Annotated in this window: 16 protein-coding genes; 10 read left to right on the top strand and 6 right to left on the bottom strand. The window is 58.8% G+C overall.

What is annotated here, in order from left to right; all coding sequences use genetic code 11:
- Positions 1-8: 8 nt before the first annotated feature.
- Positions 9-689, bottom strand: coding sequence for a DUF2848 domain-containing protein (locus AC6I7J_RS20060; protein ID WP_104093575.1), 681 nt, complete (start codon positions 687-689; stop codon positions 9-11).
- Positions 690-803: 114 nt separating this feature from the next.
- On the opposite strand from AC6I7J_RS20060, the gene AC6I7J_RS20055 reads away from it, so the two are divergent.
- Complete coding sequence (locus AC6I7J_RS20055) at positions 804-1,478, top strand: GntR family transcriptional regulator (protein WP_498007420.1); 675 nt, start codon at positions 804-806, stop codon at positions 1,476-1,478.
- Between the two features lie 2 nt (positions 1,479-1,480).
- On the opposite strand, the gene AC6I7J_RS20050 is transcribed toward AC6I7J_RS20055, so the two are convergent.
- On the bottom strand, positions 1,481-2,500 hold the full coding sequence (locus AC6I7J_RS20050) for a LacI family DNA-binding transcriptional regulator (RefSeq protein ID WP_238562282.1): 1,020 nt from the start codon (positions 2,498-2,500) through the stop codon (positions 1,481-1,483).
- 263 nt (positions 2,501-2,763) lie between these two features.
- Here AC6I7J_RS20050 and ascF point away from each other — a divergent pair, with 263 nt between their 5' ends.
- The 5 genes from ascF (at position 2,764) to yfiB (ending at position 8,237) form a co-directional block, all read left to right on the top strand.
- Positions 2,764-4,203 (top strand): PTS cellobiose/arbutin/salicin transporter subunit IIBC, encoded by a 1,440-nt coding sequence (gene ascF / locus AC6I7J_RS20045; protein WP_136546574.1) that lies wholly within the window; start codon positions 2,764-2,766, stop codon positions 4,201-4,203.
- Positions 4,204-4,228: 25 nt separating this feature from the next.
- On the top strand, positions 4,229-5,665 hold the full coding sequence (locus tag AC6I7J_RS20040; RefSeq protein WP_222987078.1) for a 6-phospho-beta-glucosidase: 1,437 nt from the start codon (positions 4,229-4,231) through the stop codon (positions 5,663-5,665).
- Positions 5,666-5,987: 322 nt separating this feature from the next.
- Positions 5,988-6,551, top strand: a complete 564-nt coding sequence (yfiR, locus tag AC6I7J_RS20035) for a regulatory sequestration protein YfiR (RefSeq protein WP_058775074.1) — start codon at positions 5,988-5,990, stop codon at positions 6,549-6,551.
- A 1-nt stretch (position 6,552) separates the two neighbouring features.
- Positions 6,553-7,767: a diguanylate cyclase DgcN/YfiN gene (dgcN, locus tag AC6I7J_RS20030; RefSeq protein WP_058770539.1), complete on the top strand. Its 1,215-nt coding sequence runs from the start codon at positions 6,553-6,555 to the stop codon at positions 7,765-7,767.
- The gene (gene yfiB / locus AC6I7J_RS20025) at positions 7,764-8,237 is read left to right on the top strand and encodes an outer membrane lipoprotein YfiB (RefSeq protein WP_414057147.1); all 474 of its coding nucleotides are present in this window, start codon (positions 7,764-7,766) and stop codon (positions 8,235-8,237) included. The genes dgcN and yfiB overlap by 4 nt, the downstream gene beginning before the upstream one ends.
- Positions 8,238-8,245: 8 nt before the next feature.
- Here yfiB and AC6I7J_RS20020 read toward each other — a convergent pair whose 3' ends face one another.
- Together AC6I7J_RS20020 and AC6I7J_RS20015 are read right to left on the bottom strand one after the other, a co-directional pair.
- Positions 8,246-9,202 carry a UV damage endonuclease UvsE gene (locus tag AC6I7J_RS20020; protein WP_058775077.1) on the bottom strand — a complete coding sequence of 319 codons (957 nt, stop codon included), beginning with the start codon at positions 9,200-9,202 and terminating at the stop codon, positions 8,246-8,248.
- A 105-nt stretch (positions 9,203-9,307) separates the two neighbouring features.
- On the bottom strand, positions 9,308-11,338 hold the full coding sequence (locus AC6I7J_RS20015) for a choline transporter (RefSeq protein WP_021509525.1): 2,031 nt from the start codon (positions 11,336-11,338) through the stop codon (positions 9,308-9,310).
- 241 nt (positions 11,339-11,579) lie between these two features.
- Here AC6I7J_RS20015 and betI point away from each other — a divergent pair, with 241 nt between their 5' ends.
- The 3 genes from betI to betA are packed head-to-tail and all read left to right on the top strand — an operon-like array spanning position 11,580 to position 15,367.
- Positions 11,580-12,176 carry a transcriptional regulator BetI gene (gene betI, locus AC6I7J_RS20010; protein ID WP_498007419.1) on the top strand — a complete coding sequence of 199 codons (597 nt, stop codon included), beginning with the start codon at positions 11,580-11,582 and terminating at the stop codon, positions 12,174-12,176.
- Positions 12,177-12,189: 13 nt separating this feature from the next.
- Positions 12,190-13,662: a betaine-aldehyde dehydrogenase gene (betB, locus tag AC6I7J_RS20005; RefSeq protein ID WP_058758825.1), complete on the top strand. Its 1,473-nt coding sequence runs from the start codon at positions 12,190-12,192 to the stop codon at positions 13,660-13,662.
- A gap of 25 nt (positions 13,663-13,687) precedes the next feature.
- Positions 13,688-15,367, top strand: a complete 1,680-nt coding sequence (gene betA, locus AC6I7J_RS20000) for a choline dehydrogenase (RefSeq protein WP_021509528.1) — start codon at positions 13,688-13,690, stop codon at positions 15,365-15,367.
- Positions 15,368-15,540: 173 nt separating this feature from the next.
- On the opposite strand, the gene AC6I7J_RS19995 is transcribed toward betA, so the two are convergent.
- Positions 15,541-16,458 carry a LysR family transcriptional regulator gene (locus tag AC6I7J_RS19995; protein WP_498007418.1) on the bottom strand — a complete coding sequence of 306 codons (918 nt, stop codon included), beginning with the start codon at positions 16,456-16,458 and terminating at the stop codon, positions 15,541-15,543.
- Between the two features lie 99 nt (positions 16,459-16,557).
- Here AC6I7J_RS19995 and aptA point away from each other — a divergent pair, with 99 nt between their 5' ends.
- A complete protein-coding gene (gene aptA, locus AC6I7J_RS19990) occupies positions 16,558-17,889 on the top strand; it encodes an omega-aminotransferase AptA (protein WP_498007417.1) in 1,332 nt (443 codons plus the stop codon).
- Here the strand turns inward: aptA and AC6I7J_RS19985 are convergent.
- Complete coding sequence (locus AC6I7J_RS19985; RefSeq protein ID WP_498007469.1) at positions 17,882-20,194, bottom strand: molybdopterin-dependent oxidoreductase; 2,313 nt, start codon at positions 20,192-20,194, stop codon at positions 17,882-17,884. The genes aptA and AC6I7J_RS19985 overlap by 8 nt on opposite strands.
- Positions 20,195-20,196 lie beyond the last annotated feature (2 nt).

Genomic DNA, 20,196 nt, shown 5'->3' with positions numbered 1-20,196 from the left:
GCGTCTCCTCAGGCAATCACCGGCAGCGTGCCGGTGACATAGTGGTGTTCCAGCGTGCGATTCAGCAGCGGATCGTGCAGTGCCATGCGGAACTCGCTGGCCGGACGGATGCCGCCGATCGCGCTCAACGTGCCGCATGACATCGCAAAGCCTTCGCTGACCGGGCGATCGCCGAAGTAGCGCGCCAGCAGATCCATCGGCGTGAGCAGAGAGTCGAGCGTGCCCTGCTGATAAGTCACCCAGTCGCCATTGACTTTGATCCACGCGCGCAGCTCCAGCCGATCCCAGTGCGGCTCAACCTCTGCCATACGCCACGCATGACCGGCGACCGGCTTAACGCAGGCCTGCTTCGACAGTGCCACGCTGAAGGTTTCCAGGTGACGGTCGGTGTGATCAGAAATCAGCGACACCCAGTATTCGCCGCGATGGAAAAACACAAACGGCTCGGCTTCGCCGGAGGTTTGCTCGCCCACCACTTCCAGCGGGCTGTGCTGCGCCAGCTGCTGGGTGGCTACGCGATAAAACAGCGGGACTGCACCAGGTGCGGGCACGCCCAGCGCCTCCAGCTCCCTGATATGGTGCAGCACCGCCGCCTGGTCGCGGCCAACCCATCCGGCAATGACCAGCTGCTTAATGTCGACATCCAGCACCGGGGCGGCTTGTGAGTCGGTTGTAAAGCGTAAATGCATGCGATGATCTCCTGATGAAAAATGCGTGTGAAATTTCACTGCAATTTCAAGATAGCCATTTTCATGCCAGGTTTTTGTGTAAGATGTCTCAGTACCCCAATAAGGATCTGCGTGATGAGTGATTCAGTTGCTGAAAATGTGAAGTCACAGGCCGGACAAAAAAGCGTTTCATTGAATGAACAGGCCTATCTGGCGTTCAGGCATCGCCTGATTACGCTGCGCTATAAGCCAGGTGAATATCTCAATACCGCGCAGGTGATGGAGGATCTGGCAATGGGCCGCACGCCGGTTAACCAGGCGGTACATCGGCTGGCGACCGAAGGGTTACTGCAGATTATCCCGCGTAAAGGGGTGATGGTGGCACCGCTGTCGATTGACGATGCGCTAGAGCTGATTGAAGTGCGGCTGGTAAATGAAGCGCTGTGCCTGCGGCTGGCGGCGCAGCGCGTGAATCCGGCGCAGATTGCCCAGCTACAGGCGCTGAATCAGCGCATCGCCGCCGCCAGCGTGGCGCGCGATCGTGAGCAGATGATGCTGCTGGACCGTGAATTTCATCAGGTGCTGGCTGACATCGCCGGTAACGGTCGTCTGTCAGATATTCTCAGCATCATCCACGCCCAGGCGCAGCGCTTCTGGGCAACCACCCTGTCGAGCGCGCAGCACATGCAGGAGGTGATTGCCGAGCATGACGCAATTATTGCGGCGCTGGCGCAGGGTGACGTAACACGGGCAGAAGACGCCGCGCGCGTGCACATCTATTCGTTCAAGCAGGCGCTGCTTAACGCCTGATTTCAGCCAGGGTAAAACGGGCCGGGACCAACGGATTCACGCAGAATCAGCTCGCCGGCAAAGGTTTTGCGGTTACGCATTTCGCCGCCGTCGAGCATCGACACCAGGCGTTCAATGGTCTCCTCGATCATGCCGGTCACCGGCATGCGCACGCTGGCCAGCGCCGGAATGGTATAGGGCGCCAGCGGAATATCGTCGAAACCCAGCACCGCCACCTGCTGCGGCACGCGGATGTTATGCGCCGCCAGCGCTTTCAGCGCGCCCACCGCCATCTCATCGTTACTGGCAACCAGCGCGCTGAACGATTTACCGCGCGCCAGCAGCGTTTCTACTGCCGCTGCCCCATGCTGCGCCTGCCATTTGCCCTCCACCACCAGCGAGTCATCCGCCACCAGCTGATGCTGCGCCAGTGCCGCGTGGTAACCCGCCAGCCGCTCGCGCCCGGTCGGCGAGTCAAGCGATCCGGTGATAAAAGCAATATCGCGATGGCCGAGTGCAATCAGCTGCGCCACCGCCTCGGCGCTGGTGCGCTGCTGATCGGAGTAGATGCAGTAACTGTCGTGCTGACGCAGCCGCCGGTTGATCACCAGAATCGGATGGCGGTGCTGGGCAATGATGCTGTCCATCTCATCGATGGTGAGAAAACGCGGATAGATGATCACGCCATCGCAGCGCAGATCGAGCAGAAACTGAATCGCCGCACGCTCCTCTTCAGCGCTGTGTTTGCCGTCCACCAGCAGTAGCTGACGGCCCTGCTGCTCAAGAATGCGCGCCGAATGCTGCATCATTTCGCTGAAATAGCTGCCGGTATACAGCGTGTTAGTGATCACCAGGCCAATGGTCTGGCTGGATTTAGTCGCCAGATTGCGCGCCAGCAAATTCGGCCGGAAGCCGGTCTCGGCAATCGCCTGGTACACCCGATCGCGCTTTTCCTGGCTGACGTAGCCGTTACCGGACAACACGCGCGACACCGTCGCTTTTGACACGCCGGCCTTTTTTGCCACCTCAAGTATGGTTGCCATGCTTCACTCTGCTTCGCTGCTCATCGCCTCAGTGTACCTAAGCGATGAATAAGACGGGGAATTTTCTTGTCGCCCTGCGCCTGCGGTTAAAGATCCCGCCGCCCGTCAGCCGATCAACATCACAAAATTAAAACGAAGATAGCGATTTTTCTTGTCTGAATGAATGCGCCTGTTCATGATTTTGTGAAACCGGTTTCTCATGAACACATAACAGCCAGACGAAACCGACGTTTCCTCTACCCTACAATCAGAGACAAACATTCATGGCGACCAACTACGCTGACGCCGCACGAGCCATTGTGGCCTCGCTCGGCGGATTAGAGAATATTGAAGCCGTTACCCACTGCATGACACGCCTGCGCTTCGTGGTGAAAGACAGCACGCGCGTCGACAACGCCACACTGAAAGCCATTCCCGGCGTGATGGGCGTGGTGCACACCGACAGTCAGTGTCAGGTGATCATCGGCAACAACGTCAATCTCGCCTTTCAGGAAGTGATGAAACTCGGCACGCCGGGCAACAGCGGCAGCGCGCCGGTGAAACGGAAAATCACGCTGCGCAGTATCGGCGCGGGCATTCTCGATGCGCTGGTCGGCACCATGTCACCGCTGATCCCGGCGATCATTGGCGGATCGATGGTGAAACTGCTGGCGATGATGCTGGAGATGAGCGGTGTGCTGCCCAAAGGCTCGTCGACGTTAATCATCCTGAATGTGATTGGTGACGGCGCCTTCTTCTTCCTGCCGGTGATGGTGGCGGCTTCGGCGGCGCTGAAATTTAAAACCAATATGTCGCTGGCGATTGCCATTGCCGGCGTGCTGGTGCATCCCAATTTTATCGACCTGATGGCCAAAGCGGCGCAGGGTCAGGTAGTGGAATTCGCCTCAGTGCCGGTCACCGCGGTGAAATACACCTACACGGTGATCCCCGCGCTGGTGATGACGTGGATTCTGTCGCACATCGAATATTGGGTCGATCGCTTTACCCCGGCGGTGACCAAAAACTTCCTTAAACCGATGCTGATTGTGCTGATTGCAGCCCCCATCGCCATCGTCTTTATTGGCCCGCTCGGTATCTGGATCGGTAGCGGCATCTCGGCGCTGGTGTACACCATTCACGGTTATCTCGGCTGGCTGTCGGTGGCGATCATGGGCGGTCTGTGGCCGTTGCTGGTAATGACCGGCATGCATCGCGTGTTTACCCCGACCATTATTCAGACCATCGCTGAGACCGGCAAAGAAGGCATGGTGATGCCGTCGGAAATTGGCGCCAACCTGTCACTGGGCGGCTCATCGCTGGCGGTGGCGTTCAAAACCAAAAATCCGGAACTGCGGCAGACGGCGTTCGCGGCGGCAGCTTCCGCCATCGTCGCCGGCATTTCCGAACCGGCGCTGTACGGCGTGGCGGTGCGCCTGAAGCGTCCGCTGATTGCCAGCCTGATCAGCGGCTTTATCTGTGGCGCGGTGGCCGGCATCGGCGGCCTCGCCAGCCACTCGATGGCCTCACCGGGCTTGTTTACCAGCGTACAGTTTTTCGATCCCACCAACCCGATGAGCATCGTCTGGGTGGCTGGCGTGATGGTGCTGTCAGTGGTGCTGTCGTTCATCCTGACGCTGATTCTTGGCTTTGAAGATATTCCGGTGACGGAGACCGCGCCGCGCCCCGGTAAGCCGGAAGCGGCAAAGCCGGTCAGCGCGAATTAATAATGGACTGTGATTGAGGTGAGTGATGTCTGAAGTGACATTTCCTGCGGGATTTTTATGGGGCGGCGCGTTAGCCGCCAACCAGTCAGAGGGGAGTTATCGCGCCGGCGGTAAAGGCTTAACCACGGTGGACATGATTCCACACGGCGAGCATCGCATGGCGGTTAAGCTGGGGCTGGAGCCGCGCTTTACGCTACGCGACGATGAGTTCTATCCGAGCCACGACGCCATCGATTTTTATCACCGCTATAAAGAAGATATCGCCCTGATGGCGGAGATGGGCTTCACGGTGTTTCGCACCTCCATCGCCTGGAGTCGCATTTATCCCAACGGCGATGAGCTGACGCCGAACGCGGCAGGCATTGCCTTCTATCGCAGCGTATTTGAAGAGTGCCGCAAATACGGCATCGAACCACTGGTCACGTTGTGTCACTTCGATGTGCCGATGCATCTGGTCACCGAATATGGCTCGTGGCGCAACCGTAAAATGATCGATTTCTTTGCCCGCTACGCCCGCACCTGCTTCGAAGCGTTTGATGGTCTGGTGAAATACTGGCTGACCTTCAATGAGATCAATATCCTGCTGCACAGCCCGTTCTCCGGTGCCGGTCTGGTGTTCGCGCCGGATGAACATCACGAACAGGTGAAATATCAGGCAGCGCATCATGAACTGGTCGCCAGCGCGCTGGTAACCAAAATCGCCCATGAGATCAATCCGCAGAATCAGATTGGCTGCATGCTGGCCGGCGGCAACTTTTATCCGTGGTCCTGCAAGCCGGAAGATGTGTGGGCCGCGTTACAGAAAGATCGCGAGAACTTATTCTTTATCGATGTCCAGGCGCGCGGCGCTTATCCCGCTTACGCCGCCCGGGTATTCCGCGAGAAAGGCGTGGAGATTGTCATGGCGGAGGGCGATAGCGAACTGCTGCGCCACACCGTCGATTTCATCTCCTTCAGCTATTACGCCTCGCGCTGCGCGTCGGCAGAGATGAATGAACAGAACAGCAGCGCCGCCAACGTGGTGAAGTCGCTGACCAATCCGCATCTGGCGCGCAGCGCCTGGGGCTGGGGCATTGATCCCCTTGGCCTGCGCATCACCATGAATATGATGTACGACCGCTATCAGAAGCCGCTGTTTCTGGTGGAAAACGGTCTCGGCGCGCACGATGAAATCAATGCCAGCGGGGAAATTGCAGACGATTACCGCATCAGCTACCTGCAACAGCACATTCGCGCCATGGGTGAAGCGATTGCTGACGGCGTGCCGGTGATGGGCTACACCACCTGGGGCTGCATCGATCTGGTCGCGGCGTCGACCGGTGAAATGAGTAAACGCTACGGATTTGTCTATGTCGATCGCGACGACCACGGCAACGGCACGCTCAACCGGCTGCGCAAAAAATCCTTCTGGTGGTATCAGCGGGTCATTGCCAGCAACGGCCGGGATTTGGATTTTAATTAAAAAAATGCGGTGAATGGCACTGAATGATTGTTCAATTCAGGGCCATTGCGCCACAAAGGGAATATCCGGCGTCGCCGGACAATTCATTTTGCGAAAAATCGCGCCGCTGCGCTAATTTTGCTGCGGGAATATCCGGCAGAAGTCAGCCTTAATACGCTTATTCTGCTGCGTTTTTATTCATTACTCTTTTAACTCTCTATTTAAATCCGGTCCTGACGAATTTATTCTACCCTGCCTGATCGCGGTATCAGCGCCTGTACGGCGGTACTCTTTTGTACAGCGCGATGGTACTATTTCCCGGTTGCTGTTCAGAGATAGCGCTATGTTACAACTACAATTAAAGGTGAAGGGCGACAGCCAGCTGCTCTATTTGTTGCAGGGCTTACGCGCATTTCTTCCCGTATTTTCTCTCATTTATCTCCTCTGTTTTCCTGCTGCTCAGGCGGCAAACAGTGCGGTTCAGCGTGATGATCAGGCTAACCGCATCGTCAGCGGCATCATCAGTTTTAGCCACTGGCCCCAGTTAACACAGCCGCCACAGCTGTGCGTATTCGCTTCAGCACAGCACCTTGCGCAGCCTCAGGGCCCGACGCCGTTCAGCGTGGTGTGGATTAACCAGACCAGCGAACTCAGCCGCCAGCGCTGCGATGCCATTTACTTCGGCGATCAGACGCCGCAGCAGCAAACTGAACTGCTGGCGATGCTACAGGGTAAAGCCGTCCTGTCCATCGCGGAAAACAACCCGGACTGTGCGGTTGGCGCGGCCTTTTGTCTGATCTTTAACCGCGATCACACCGCATTTTCCGTCAACCTTGACTCGCTGGCGCGCAGCGGTGTCAGAGTGAGCCCGGACGTGTTGTTGCTGTCCCGCAAAGGAAGCAAATAAGATGAAGTTTGATAGCATAAAAAAAGATAAATCATCGATTCGCAATAAGTTGCGTCGTATCAGCACCGTCAATGCCGCCGTGATATTACTGCTGTGCTGGCTGCTGCTGACATCGACGTCTTTACTGTTTATTAAACGCTATGAGAAAAGAAACCTCGAACTCATTGCCGCCACACTCAGCACCAGCCTGACCGCCGCGACGGTATTTGAAGACAGCTATGATGCCCGCAACAAAATAGCCCTGCTTGGCAATGAAGGGATGTTTGCCTCCGCGAAGCTGGTCACGGCGGGCAATACCGTACTGGTGGACTGGCACGATCGCCAGCAAGAGAGCGGCTGGTATGAAACGCTACTGCGTCGCTGGATTTATCAGCAGCCGCTGGCGGTGGAAATTAATCACGCTGAAACTCAGGTCGGCCATTTAATGCTGGCCGGCACCGTCAGCGGTGCAGCCGATTTTATTCGCTATTCGGTGATGATTTTATCCATCGGTATGCTGTGCGTGCTGGTGATTTCCTGCCTGCTGAGTGAATTTCTGCATCGCGGTATTCTGCGCTCGCTGCGCAATATCACCAGCGCCATCCATTACGTGATTCGCTCTGGCGATTTCTCGACGCGCGTACCGCAAAATCCGACCAAAGAGTTTCAGCTGTTTTCCGAAGATCTGAACTCGCTGCTGAGTGAAATGCAGACGCTAAAAGCCTCGCTGCTGCGCGATAACCGTTCACTGGCGGCCAAAGCGCTGGAGGATCCGTTAACCGGACTGGCCAACCGCTCGGCGTTTGTTGGCCGCCTGTCGCAGTTGCTGGATCAGCAGCTGGCGCATGAGAATTTTGTGCTGCTGTTTCTCGACGGCGATCGCTTCAAGAGCATTAACGATAACTGGGGCCATGCCGCCGGTGATGAAGTGTTGAAGGCCATTGCGGCGCGCCTCAGCGCGCTGGCGTATCAGGACGATCTGGTGGCGCGGCTGGGCGGTGACGAGTTTGCCATGCTGATTACCAGCCGCACCTCAGAAGCCGATCTGCAGCAGCTGACGGAAGATATTCGTACCGCAATCGCGCAATCGATTGTGATTTCGGAAGGCACGCAGATCACCACATCGGTGACGATTGGCTACGCCTGGTCGCAGCATGGCGATTCGGTGGCGTCGATTCTGGAGCGCGCCGATATGCACATGTATAAAAACAAAGGAATGAGTAAGGTACGCGTATGAAACTGAAATCATGTTTGCTGGTTATGGTGCTGGCCTGTGCCGGCTGTCAGTCAACCGGGCGTTTTAGCGACGCGCAGATTAAAGCGATGCGCGACGCCGGCTTCAGCGAAAACACTGAAGGCTGGGGACTGGGCCTGTCCGATAAGATCCTATTTGGCATCAATGAATCTGACCTGACGCCCGCCAGCAAAGCCAGCATTGCGCAGATGGCGAAAAACCTGGCCGCTACCGGCATCGAACATCTGCGCGTTGACGGCCACACAGATAACTACGGCAAAGCGGATTACAACCAGCAACTGTCGCTGAAACGCGCCAACGCGGTGGCCGATCAGTGGGCCACCGGCGCGGCGATTCCACGGCAAAACATCGTGACGCGCGGGCTGGGCATGAGCGCGCCGGTCGCCAGCAATAACACCGCACAGGGCCGGGCGCAAAATCGCCGCGTCGCCATTGTGATCACGGCGCCGTAAGCAGTTAATCAGCGCGTCTGCGCATAGTCATACAGGCGATCGCGCGCGAGGTTCTTCATTTTGACTTCGCACATGATGTCGAAGCGATCAAACGACAGCGCCCAGTCATTCAGCGTCTGGTTGAAATAGTAGTCAGAATGGGCGCGCAGCTTCGGCTTTGAGGCAGCCAGTTGTTCCTGATCGGGAAAGCCGCTCTCCGGGATCAGCCCTTCCTGGGCGATCGAATAGTGCAGCACCGGCCGCACGCCGCGCCACGACTCCAGAATCAGCGCCACGCGCGCATCGCTGGCCTGAATAAACTGATTCTCTTTCACCCAGTGATGGTGAATATCCAGTACCACGGGACAAAGCGCGCGCGCCTGCAAGACGTCATCCAGCGAGCAGGAAATTTCGTCATTTTCCACCGTCAGCATATTGCGGGCTTCCGGGCTGAGGCGCATAAACGCCGCGCGAAAACCCTCAATACCGCGTTTGCCGTTCATGTGGATGTTGATTTTGAAATCCTGAAACTGCCTGCCGTAGCCCATCAGCACCGCGCACAGCGTATGGTACTCGACATCCTCCAGCGCCCGATCCACCACGTCATCATTATCCGAAGCCAGCACCGTATACTGGCCGGGATGGAACGACAGGCGAATGTTGTGCGCGCGGGCCAATTCGCCGCAGCGGCTAAACAGCGGCTGCAGCTCGGGCAGAATATCGCCATACAGTTCTGTGGCCAGCGGCACGGTGTACAGCGGTAGCAGATCGCTGCCGATGCGCATCATGCGTAATGCATCCGGCTGCTGCGCCAGCTGTTCCAGCGTCAGAGAGAGGTTCTGCAGGTTATTTTGTGCCAGTGCCAGTAGCAGCGTGGCCGCCGCGTTACGCTCCATAGCGAGAAAGCGTGTGCGGGTGGTGGTTTTAAATGGAAATGGCTGTTTAGCCTCAGAATCAAAGTACTTACACGCAAAACCCAATTTCATTATGTTCCCCTTCAGGTCAGCTAGTGAGTCTAGCTGCCGCTGGCAATTATGCGAGGAACGCCACGTGATTAAACGGGCAGCCGCCTTGCACGGCTGCCCGCACTGTTACACGCTCGGGTAAGTGATATTGCTGCCCGGCGCTTCACGATGCAGATGGATAAAGTTCAGGTGTCGCTCGTACTGATCGAGAATGTCGATAATCACCTGCTCCTTGTTGTAGTCCATCAGATCGTTGCCCTGGCTGCCCTCCAGCAGGAAGGTTTCCAGCCGGTAATAGTGCGACTTACCGCTGCGGGCGCGATAGGTAAAGCCCGGCACCGAATACTGCTGCGGCCACACCTGATAGACGAAATCCTGCTCCTCGCCGAGGTGCACGCGCAGATCAAGGTAGCCCAGCGGCTGGCCCTCTTCCGGCGCAACGCTCTCCAGCGATACGCGACCGCCGCGCAGCTCCAGCTCTTTGGCGACATCCTGCATCGCCGGATAGATCACCGTTTCCATCATCTGCTGGGTATAGCGCGTGCCTGGGTAGTTCATCAGGCGCGACAGCCGCTTTTTCCAGCTCAGACGGTCATTGCTCGCCGGAATATAGGGCGCGGTATCACGGCTGGCGCTGGCGCGGCGGTGATCTTCCACTTTGAGTGATTTATACAGCCCGGCCATCACAAAGAAAATCACGAAGCTGAACGGCAGGCCCATGATCACCGTGGTGTTTTGCAGCGCAGAGATGCCGTTGGTCATTAGCATGCCCATGGTCAGCACGCCAATCGCCACCGACCAGAAAATGCGCAGCCAGTTTGGCGCATCGCTGTTGATGTCTTTCAGCTTCGAGGTGAAGTTCCCCAGCACCAGCGAGCCGGAATCCGCCGAGGTAACATAAAACAGCATGCCGGTAATGGTGGCGACCGAGGCGCTGAACTTAAACGCCGGATACTGCGCCAGCAGGCTGTAGAACCCGCGCTCGGCATGCGCCATCACTTCCTGGGCAAAACCAGCATCGCCGTGGATGATCTCGTACAGCGCCGCGTTACCGAACACCGACAGCCACAGCAGCGTGAAGGTGAACGGGATAATCAGCGTGCCGAGCACAAACTCACGGATGGTGCGGCCACGGGAAATACGGGCGAGGAACAGGCCGACAAACGGCGACCACGCCACCCACCACGCCCAGAAAAACAGCGTCCAGCTGTTCATCCACTGCGTCGGACGATCAAACGCAAAGGTGTTGAGCGTCATGCCCATAAAGCGGTTGATGTAATCACCGACGTTCAGCACCAGCGCGTTGAGCAGGAAATCCGTCTTGCCCATAAACAGCACAAACAGAATCAGACCAAGCGCCAGCGCGACATTCAGCTCCGACAGGATGCGGATGCCTTTATCCACGCCCGAGGTCACCGAAATGGTAGCGATCACCACCGACAGTACAATCAGCGCCATCTGCGCCGTCAGCCCTTCCGGCACATCAAATAACACTTTCAGCCCGTAGTTGAGCTGTACCACGCCGATACCCAGCGTGGTGGCGATACCAAAAATGGTACCGATCACCGCCGCGATATCCACCGTGTGGCCAATCGGGCCGTTAATGCGCTTGCCGAAGATCGGATAGAGCGCTGAGCGAATGGTGAGCGGCAGATTATAGCGGTAGCTGAAGTAGCCGAGCGCGATGCCCATCAGCGCATACATCGACCAGCCGGTCAGACCGTAGTGGAACAGCGTCCACACCATCGCCTGACGCGCCGCTTCCAGGGTCTGCCCGGCCCCTTCCGGCGGCTGCATATACTGCGTGACCGGTTCCGCCACCGAGAAGAACATCAAATCGATGCCGATGCCGGCGGCAAACAGCATCGCCGACCAGCTCAGCAGACTGAATTCGGGTTTGGACTGCTCCGGGCCCAGCTTGATGGCGCCGTAGCGTGAACAGGCCATATAGATGACGAAGACGATATACAGCGTAGCGGCCAGCATGTAGTACCAGCCAAAGGTGGACGATACCCAGTTGACGGCGCTCTGGATCCAGCCGGCAGCGAGATCGCTGTACAAAATGGTGACAAGTGAAAATGTCAGAATCAGTCCGGCAGAGGTGTAAAACACCACGGGATTGATTCTGTCTTTTTCACTGGCAGGTGGATTAATCATCGGTTACCTCTGGTTAATTTCCTGTAATTATTCAATGAAGTAGCAGGGCCGTAGCGATCGGCCTTATCGGTATCGTTCTCCTGTTTTCCCTCCTGATTGTTCGGCACGGTTCAGTATTCACCTTCCCGTTGCGCTTTCATAACAACCGAAGCACAGTATCCTAACAAGTTTCTTTTTTATATTGAACGTGCAATCAAAAAAAGTTTTAATAGGGGTCTTACATTGCGGTGGAGCTGGAGTCATGCCAAAGGTGGGAATGCAGCCGATACGTCGTCGGCAACTGATTGATGCGACCCTGAGTACCATTAACGAAGTCGGGATCAATGACGCGACCATTGCGCAGATTGCGCGGCGCGCCGGCGTCTCGACCGGCATCATCAGCCACTACTTCAAAGACAAAAACGGTTTGCTGGAAGCCACCATGCGCGACGTGACGCGTCAGCTGCTTGATGCGGTGGCGGCACGACTGAAACCGCTGGCGGGAGCCGGCACCGAAGCGCGCCTGCTGGCGATTGTCGAAGGTAACTTCGACGACACCCAGGTGCACAGCGCAGCGATGAAAGCGTGGCTGGACTTCTGGGCCAGCAGCATGCATCAGCCGCAGCTGGGTCGCCTGGAACGCGTCAGCAGCCGTCGCCTGTTTTCCACCCTCGCTGCCGAGTTTCGCCGCGAGCTACCGCGTGAGCAGGCGCGGCTGGCCGCGCACGGTCTGGCCTCGCTTATTGATGGCCTGTGGCTGCGCGCCGCGCTGAGCGGCAAACCGTTTGATCTGGCGATTGCCAGAACGCTCACCACCCAATTCATTCGCCAGCAGCTGGCTGGCGCCGCGAATCACTGAGGAAGGAGCAACCATGTCCCGATTCACCGAGCAGCATTTATACATTGATGGTCAATACGTTGCCGCAGCAGCGGGCGATACATTCCAGACCATCAACCCGGCCAATGGCGAAGTGCTGGCCGAGGTCCATGAAGCCGCGCAGGCGGATGTCGATCGCGCGGTCGCCGCCGCGCAAAAAGGCCAGAAAATCTGGGCGGCCATGACGGCGATGGAGCGCTCACGCATCCTGCGCCGTGCGGTGGATATCCTGCGCGAGCGTAACGATGAGCTGGCGGCGCTGGAAACCCTCGACACCGGGAAACCGCTGAGTGAAACCCAGGCGGTGGACATTGTTACCGGTGCCGATGTGCTGGAGTACTACGCTGGACTAATTCCGGCGCTGGAAGGCCAGCAGATCCCGCTGCGTGATACCTCCTTCGTCTATACGCGCCGCGAACCGCTTGGCGTGGTCGCCGGTATTGGCGCATGGAACTATCCGATCCAGATCGCGCTGTGGAAATCTGCGCCGGCGCTGGCGGCCGGTAACGCGATGATCTTTAAACCCAGCGAAGTGACGCCGCTGAGCGCGCTGAAGCTGGCAGAAATCTACAGCGAAGCCGGCGTACCGGATGGCGTATTCAACGTGCTGAACGGGCGCGGCGCGGTGACCGGTCAGCTGCTGACCGACCATCCGGGCATCGACAAAATTTCCTTCACCGGAGGCGTGGCCAGCGGCAAAAAAGTGATGGCCAACGCGGCCGGCTCCACGCTGAAAGAGGTGACCATGGAGCTGGGCGGCAAATCTCCGCTGATCGTGTTTGACGACGCTGACCTCGATCTCGCCGCCGACATCGCCATGATGGCGAACTTCTACAGCTCCGGCCAGGTGTGCACCAACGGCACGCGCGTGTTTGTGCCGACGGCATTGCAGCAGGCGTTTGAAGCAAAAATCGCTGAACGCGTGGCGCGCATCAAAGCTGGCGATGTCAACGATCCGGCTACCAACTTTGGCCCGCTGGTCAGCTTCCCGCACCGTGACAATGTGTTGCGCTATATCGAATCCGGCATCAGCGAAGGCGCGCGCCTGCTGTGCGGCGGTAAACGTCTGAGCGGCGCAGCGTTTGATAACGGTGCCTGGGTAGAACCGACCGTGTTCACCGATTGCCGTGATGAGATGACCATCGTACGCGAAGAGATTTTCGGACCGGTGATGTCGATCCTGACCTATGACAGCGAGGAAGAAGTGGTGCGCCGCGCCAATGCCACCGAATACGGCCTGGCGGCGGGTCTGGTCACCCGGGATCTCAATCGCGCGCACCGCGTCATTCACCAGATTGAAGCGGGCATTTGCTGGATCAACACCTGGGGTGAATCCGCCGCTGAAATGCCGGTGGGCGGTTACAAGCACTCCGGTATCGGGCGCGAGAATGGTCTGATGACGCTGCAGAGCTACACGCAGGTGAAATCTGTGCAGGTCGAACTGACCCGTTTTCAGTCGGTATTTTAATCAAGCTTAACCTGAGGAGCGACTAATGGAATTTGATTACATCATTATCGGAGCCGGATCCGCAGGGAACGTTTTGGCAACAAGACTGACCGAAGACAGCAGCGTGAACGTCCTGCTGCTGGAGGCCGGCGGTCCCGATTACCGCTTTGATTTCCGCACGCAAATGCCGGCGGCGCTGGCCTGGCCATTACAGGGCAAACGCTACAACTGGGCGTACGAAACCGAGCCTGAGCCACACATGAATAACCGCCGCATGGAGTGCGGACGCGGTAAAGGGCTGGGCGGTTCGTCGCTGATCAACGGCATGTGCTACATCCGTGGTAACGCCATGGATCTCGACAACTGGGCGCAGCAGCCGGGTCTGGAAAACTGGACTTACCGCGACTGCCTGCCCTACTACCGCAAGTCGGAAACGCGCGATATCGGTGCTAATGATTATCACGGCGGCGAAGGCCCGGTGAGCATCACCACCTGTAAGCCAGGCAACAACCCGCTGTTCGCCGCGATGATTGAAGCCGGCGTGCAGGCGGGCTATCCGCGCACCGACGATCTCAACGGTTATCAGCAGGAAGGATTTGGTCCGATGGACCGTTTCGTGACGCCGCAGGGCCGCCGCTCCAGCACCGCGCGCGGTTATCTGGATACGGCGAAACAGCGTCCGAACCTGAAAATCATCACCCACGCCACCACCGATCGCATTTTGTTCGAGGGCAAACGCGCGGTCGGCGTGCAGTATCTGCACGGCGCCAGCGATACGTCGCACACCGTGCATGCGCGGCGTGAAGTGCTGCTGTGCGCCGGTGCTATCGCCTCGCCGCAGATTCTGCAGCGCTCCGGCGTTGGCGCGGCGGCATTGCTGAAGCAGCACGACATCCCGCTGGTGCATGATCTGCCGGGCGTCGGTGAAAACCTGCAGGATCATCTGGAGATGTACCTGCAGTACGAGTGCAAAGAGCCGGTATCGCTCTATCCGGCCCTGAAGTGGTGGAACCAGCCGAAAATTGGTGCCGAGTGGCTGTTCAAAGGCACCGGTATCGGCGCCAGCAACCAGTTTGAAGGCGGTGGCTTTATCCGCAGCCGGGAAGAGTTTGCCTGGCCCAACATTCAGTACCACTTCCTGCCGGTGGCGATTAACTACAACGGCTCGAATGCGGTAGAAGCGCATGGCTTCCAGTGTCACGTCGGTTCGATGCGTTCGCCAAGCCGCGGTCACGTGCGCATTAAGTCGCGCGATCCGCGCCGTCATCCGGCGATTCTGTTTAACTACATGGCGCACGAGCAGGACTGGCATGAGTTCCGCGATGCCATCCGCATCACGCGGCAAATCATCAACCAGCCGGCGCTGGATAAGTATCGCGGCAAAGAGATAAGTCCGGGGCTGGAGTGCCAGAGCGACGAGCAGCTGGATGAGTTTGTGCGCAACCATGCTGAGACCGCTTACCATCCGTGCGGCACCTGTAAAATGGGCAGCGATGAGATGGCGGTCGTGGATGGCGAAGGTCGCGTACACGGCCTGCAGGGACTGCGCGTGGTCGACGCCTCAATTATGCCGCTGATCATCACCGGTAACCTGAACGCCACCACCATCATGATTGGTGAGAAGATCGCCGACAACATTCGTGGCCGCCAGCCGTTACCGCGCAGCGAAGCGGACTACTTCGTGGCGGGCGATCGCCCGGTACGCGGCGAACCGCTGCGCGCATAAAGCAGTGATATTTCAGGGGAGAACGCATGGTTCTCCCCTTTTTTTCGCCCTCTTCTCTCTCGTCACCCCGCCTGCCATCAAGGCCTGTCAGACTTTACGCCGCACGGTGCTGGCACCCGGGTTGATGTAGCAAACTAACAGTATGTTGTAACTAGAATGCCTTAGCGCCTCCGCTAAGCGTCGGGCTCGTCCAGCGCCAGCGCCTGCAAAAAGCGTTGCAGGATGGCGTTGTGACGCGGGCCCTGGCGGGTGACGAGCGCGATTTGACTGTGGTAATGGAACTGCTGCGGCGCGAGGGCGCGCATCTGCTTTTTATCCACCCACTGCGCGGCGTAGTGGTCCGGCAGGAAACCGATATAGCGCCCGGTGAGAATGAGAAACGCGATCCCTTCGCGATCGGAAGCGGTGGCACTGCAGTTCAGCTGCTGATGCAGCACAATCGCCTCCGCCGGCATGCGAAACAGCGGCGCTATTGCATCGCAGGCCGCCAGCGCGTGGTGTTCCGGCCGCTCCGCCTGGTTAAACAGCGGGTGCGCGTGGCTGCAATAGAGCTGCGCATGTTCATCATACAGCTGTGCGTACGCCAGCCCGGAGACCGGCGCCGCCATCGGCAGCGCGCCCACGTGCAGGCGTCCTTCCAGCAGGCCACGCTCGATGTCCGCCGCGGTTAACATACTGATGTTGATACGGATCCCTGCCCCGCTCTCCCGCAGTGCCGCCAGCGCATGGGTGAGACGCATGCGCGGCTGCGTCACCAGATTATTGATGATGCCGATGTTGAACTCTCCGCGCAGCTGCTGATGCATCTGGTTCACCTGCTGGCGAAAATCTTCCACCGCCGCCATCATGGTCTCGCTGTGTCGTAAAATTTCACGCCCTTCCTCAGTGAGCGCAAACCCGGCGCGACCGCGCTGGCACAGGCGCATGCCCAGCCGTTTTTCCAGATCGCTCATGTGCAGGCTGATGGCCGAGCGCGTAATGCCGAGCAGGCTTTCGGCGGCAGAAAAGCTGCCGCACTCGCTGACGGTTTTGAAAACGCGCAGCAGTCTGAGGTCAAAGTCGGTCACCTGGGCCAGCGCTTTCTTTTTCATTCAGGTGAGTAAATCCATAAGTGAAGACAAGTTAATTAGCATTTAACTTAACCGGCGGCGGATTGCAAACTCTGCTTAACACATGCCGGAGAAACCCCGATGTCACAGCCGATTAATACCGCCGATCTGAATTTACAGGCGCACTGGATGCCGTTCACTGCTAACCGCTATTTTCAGCATGATCCCCGTTTTATTGTTGCCGCGCACGGCCACTGGCTGACCGATGGCGACGGCCGCCAGATTTTCGATAGTCTGTCCGGCTTATGGACCTGCGGCGCAGGCCACACGCGCCGTGAAATCCAGCAGGCAGTCGCACAGCAACTCGGTACGCTGGATTACTCGCCGGGCTTTCAGTACGGCCATCCGCTGTCGTTTCAGCTGGCCGAGCGCATCGCCAGCCTGATGCCCGGCCATCTCAACCACGTGTTCTTTACCGGTTCGGGGTCGGAGTCGGCGGATACTGCGGTGAAAATGGCGCGCGCCTGGTGGCGGGCCAAAGGCCAGCCCAATAAAACCCGGTTTATTGGTCGCGCGCGCGGCTATCACGGCGTGAACATTGGCGGCACCAGCCTTGGAGGAATCGGCGGCAACCGTAAGGCCTTTGGTCAGCTGCTGGAGGTTGATCACCTGCCGCATACGCTGCAGCCAGAGTTGGCGTTCACACCCGGTCAGCCCGCCACGGGGGGCGAGGCGCTGGCGGATGAGATGCTGAAGCTGATTGAACTGCATGATGCTTCGACTATTGCCGCGCTGATTGTTGAACCGCTGTCCGGTTCCGCCGGCGCGATTATTCCGCCGCACGGCTACCTGCAGCGCCTGCGTGAGATCTGTACGCAGCACGATATTTTGCTGATTTTTGACGAGGTGATCACCGGCTTTGGCCGCATGGGACGCTGGAGCGGCGCGGAGTATTTTGGCGTCACACCGGATCTGCTCAACTTCGCCAAACAGATTACCAACGGTGCCATTCCGCTGGGCGGCGTGGTGGCCAGCAGCGAAATCTATCACACCTTTATGTCTCAGCCGCTGCCGCAGCACGCGGTTGAGTTTGCGCACGGCTACACCTATTCGGCGCATCCGGTGGCCTGCGCGGCCGCGCTGGCGACGCTGGACGTGCTGGAAAACGAGGCGCTGATTAGCCAGTCAGCTGAACTGGCACCGCATTTTGAACGCGCGCTGCACGGGCTGCGCGATTGTCCGCAGGTGGTGGATATCCGCAACTGCGGGCTGGTCGGTGCCATTCAACTGGCACCCCGTGAAGGTGACGCGACCGTGCGGCCGTTTGAAGCGGGCATGGCGCTGTGGAAAGCCGGCTTTTACGTCCGCTTTGGCGGCGATACGCTGCAGTTCGGCCCGATGTTTGATACCCAGCCGGCCGAACTGGACCGGCTATTTGATGCGGTAGGCGAAGCCCTGCACGGCCTCAGATAATCTCAGTGCTGTAGCTGACCGGCTGCGGCGGAATAAATGCCTGCACCGGCGTCAGTTCGCCGCGGTATTTGCGCAGCTGCACCACGGTGATTTGTCCGCTACAGCCCTGCGCCAGCGATGAAGTGCCGATATCCAGCGTCAGCACATTCGGATTGCCGTGGCGACACAGCGGTCGCAGCGCGGTGGGATCGACCGGATCGTACCAGGCGCCGGTCGGCAACTGCACCACCCCCGGCATAATGCTTTCGGTAACGCGAGCGCTGGCCAGCACGTGACCGCGCTGATTGTACAACTCGATAATGTCGCCGTCGGTAATGCCGCGCGCGGCGGCATCGTGCGGATGCAGGCTGCACACCTCACGTCCTTCGCGTTTGCCGCTCAGGCTGTAGTCACCAAAATCCAGCTGGCTGTGCAGACGCGTGGCCGGCTGATTCGCGATCAACCACAGCGGATGTTCCGCATCCGGCTGCTGCTGCGGCGCGTGCCACACCGGATGGCCGGGGCAATTTTCATAGCCAAAGCTGGCGATGGTGGCGGAAAAGATTTCGATTTTGCCGCTCGGTGTCGGTAGCGGTGCCGCCGCCGGATCGGCCCGAAACGCATTGATCATCCGCCCGCCATCTTTCAGCTGCGGCAGTTCAATCACGCCCTGCAGCCAGAACTGGTCGAAGTCAGGAATCGTAACCTGATGCGCGGCCAGTTTTTCCTGCAGCTGCGCATAGTGATGGCGCAGCCAGCCGCGGGCGTCGCGTCCTTCGGTGAATGCCTCTTCACGGCCTAAACGACGCGCCAGTTCAGCAAAAATGGTGTAGTCATCCTGCGCCTGCGCGTAAGGTTGCGCCACCGGCTGCATGGCAAACAGATGACGATCGGTCGGCGCACCGCCAATATCTTCACGCTCCAGCGTCATGGTGGCAGGCAGCACGATATCCGCATGGCGCGCGCTGGCGGTCCATGCGGTCTCGTGCACAATCAGCGTATCCAGCTGGCAAAACGCCTGCCGCAGCCGCGCCAGATCCTGATGATGATGGAACGGATTGCCGCCCGCCCAGTAGGCCAGACGGATGTGCGGATAGGTCAGACGCCGGCCGTTGTAATCAAACTGCGTGCCGGGATGCAGCAGCATATCGGCGATGCGCGCCACCGGGATCAGCCGGTCAATACCGTTCCTGCCCTGCGGCAGCGCCGGGAAACTCACCAGGTTATGATGCTTACCGTAATGGCCGAGTGCGCCGAGCGCATAGGTGTATCCTCCGCCCGGCAGCCCCGGCTGGCCCAGCGCGGCCGCCAGCACCAGCCCCAGCCATACCGGTTGCTCACCGTGTTCCGCGCGCTGCAACGCGTGCGCCACGGTAACCAGCACGCGCTTGCCGTGCAGCTGGCGGGCAAAATCGGTGATTGTTGCCGCGCTGACGCCACAAATCTCAGCCGCCCACTGTGCGTCGCGCCGCGTACCGTCCTCTTCGCCGCGAATATAGGCGACCATTTGCGGCCAGCCGACGGTGTAACGCGCGAGGAAAGCTTCATCGGTGCGCTGCTCGTCAATCAGCACCGACAGCAGACCGAGAATGAAGGCCGCATCGGTACCAGGACGCAGCGCCAGCCACTCTCCCTGCGCCTCATCGGGCAGATCGCTCTGCAACGGGCTCACCGAAATAAAGCGTGCGCCGCGCTCTGCCGCCTGCTGCATAAAGCCGCGTTCGGTGTGTTCGCTCAGACCACCGCTTGCCACCTGCGAGTTTTTCAGCGCCAGGCCGCCGAACGCCAGCACGATCTCGCTATGCCGGGCGATCTCTTCCCAGCTGACGCCGCGGCGGGCGATCTCATTCATGTCGCCGACGATATGCGGTAACAGCACCGAAGCCGAGCCGGAACTGTAGCTGTTCACCGAGCGCACATAGCCACCCATCACCGTGTTAAGAAAGCGGTGCACCTGGCTCTGCGCGTGGTGAAAGCGGCCGGCACTTGACCAGCCATATGAGCCACCAAAAATACCTTCCGGCCCATACGCGTCACCGACGCGCTGCAGTTCGCGCGCCACCAGCGTGTAAGCCTGCTCCCAGCTCACCGCCACATAGTCGTCATTACCGCGACGTGGATCCGCGCCGGGCCCATTTTCCAGCCAGCCACGGCGCACCATCGGTTGCGCCACGCGCGCCGGGTGATGCAGGACATTGTGAAAGTTTTGCAGCAGCGGGCTGGGATCCGGATCGCCGTGAAACGGTTCGATAGTCAGTCGATCGCCCTGCAGGCGGGCAGTAAAAGCACCCCAGTGGGCGCTGTGCATCACCGGTTTTTGCGTCATCA

Source organism: Type-C symbiont of Plautia stali (assembly GCF_059730935.1).
Note: the sequence above shows the minus strand (reverse complement) of the source record. Positions and strands in the feature narration are given on the sequence as shown.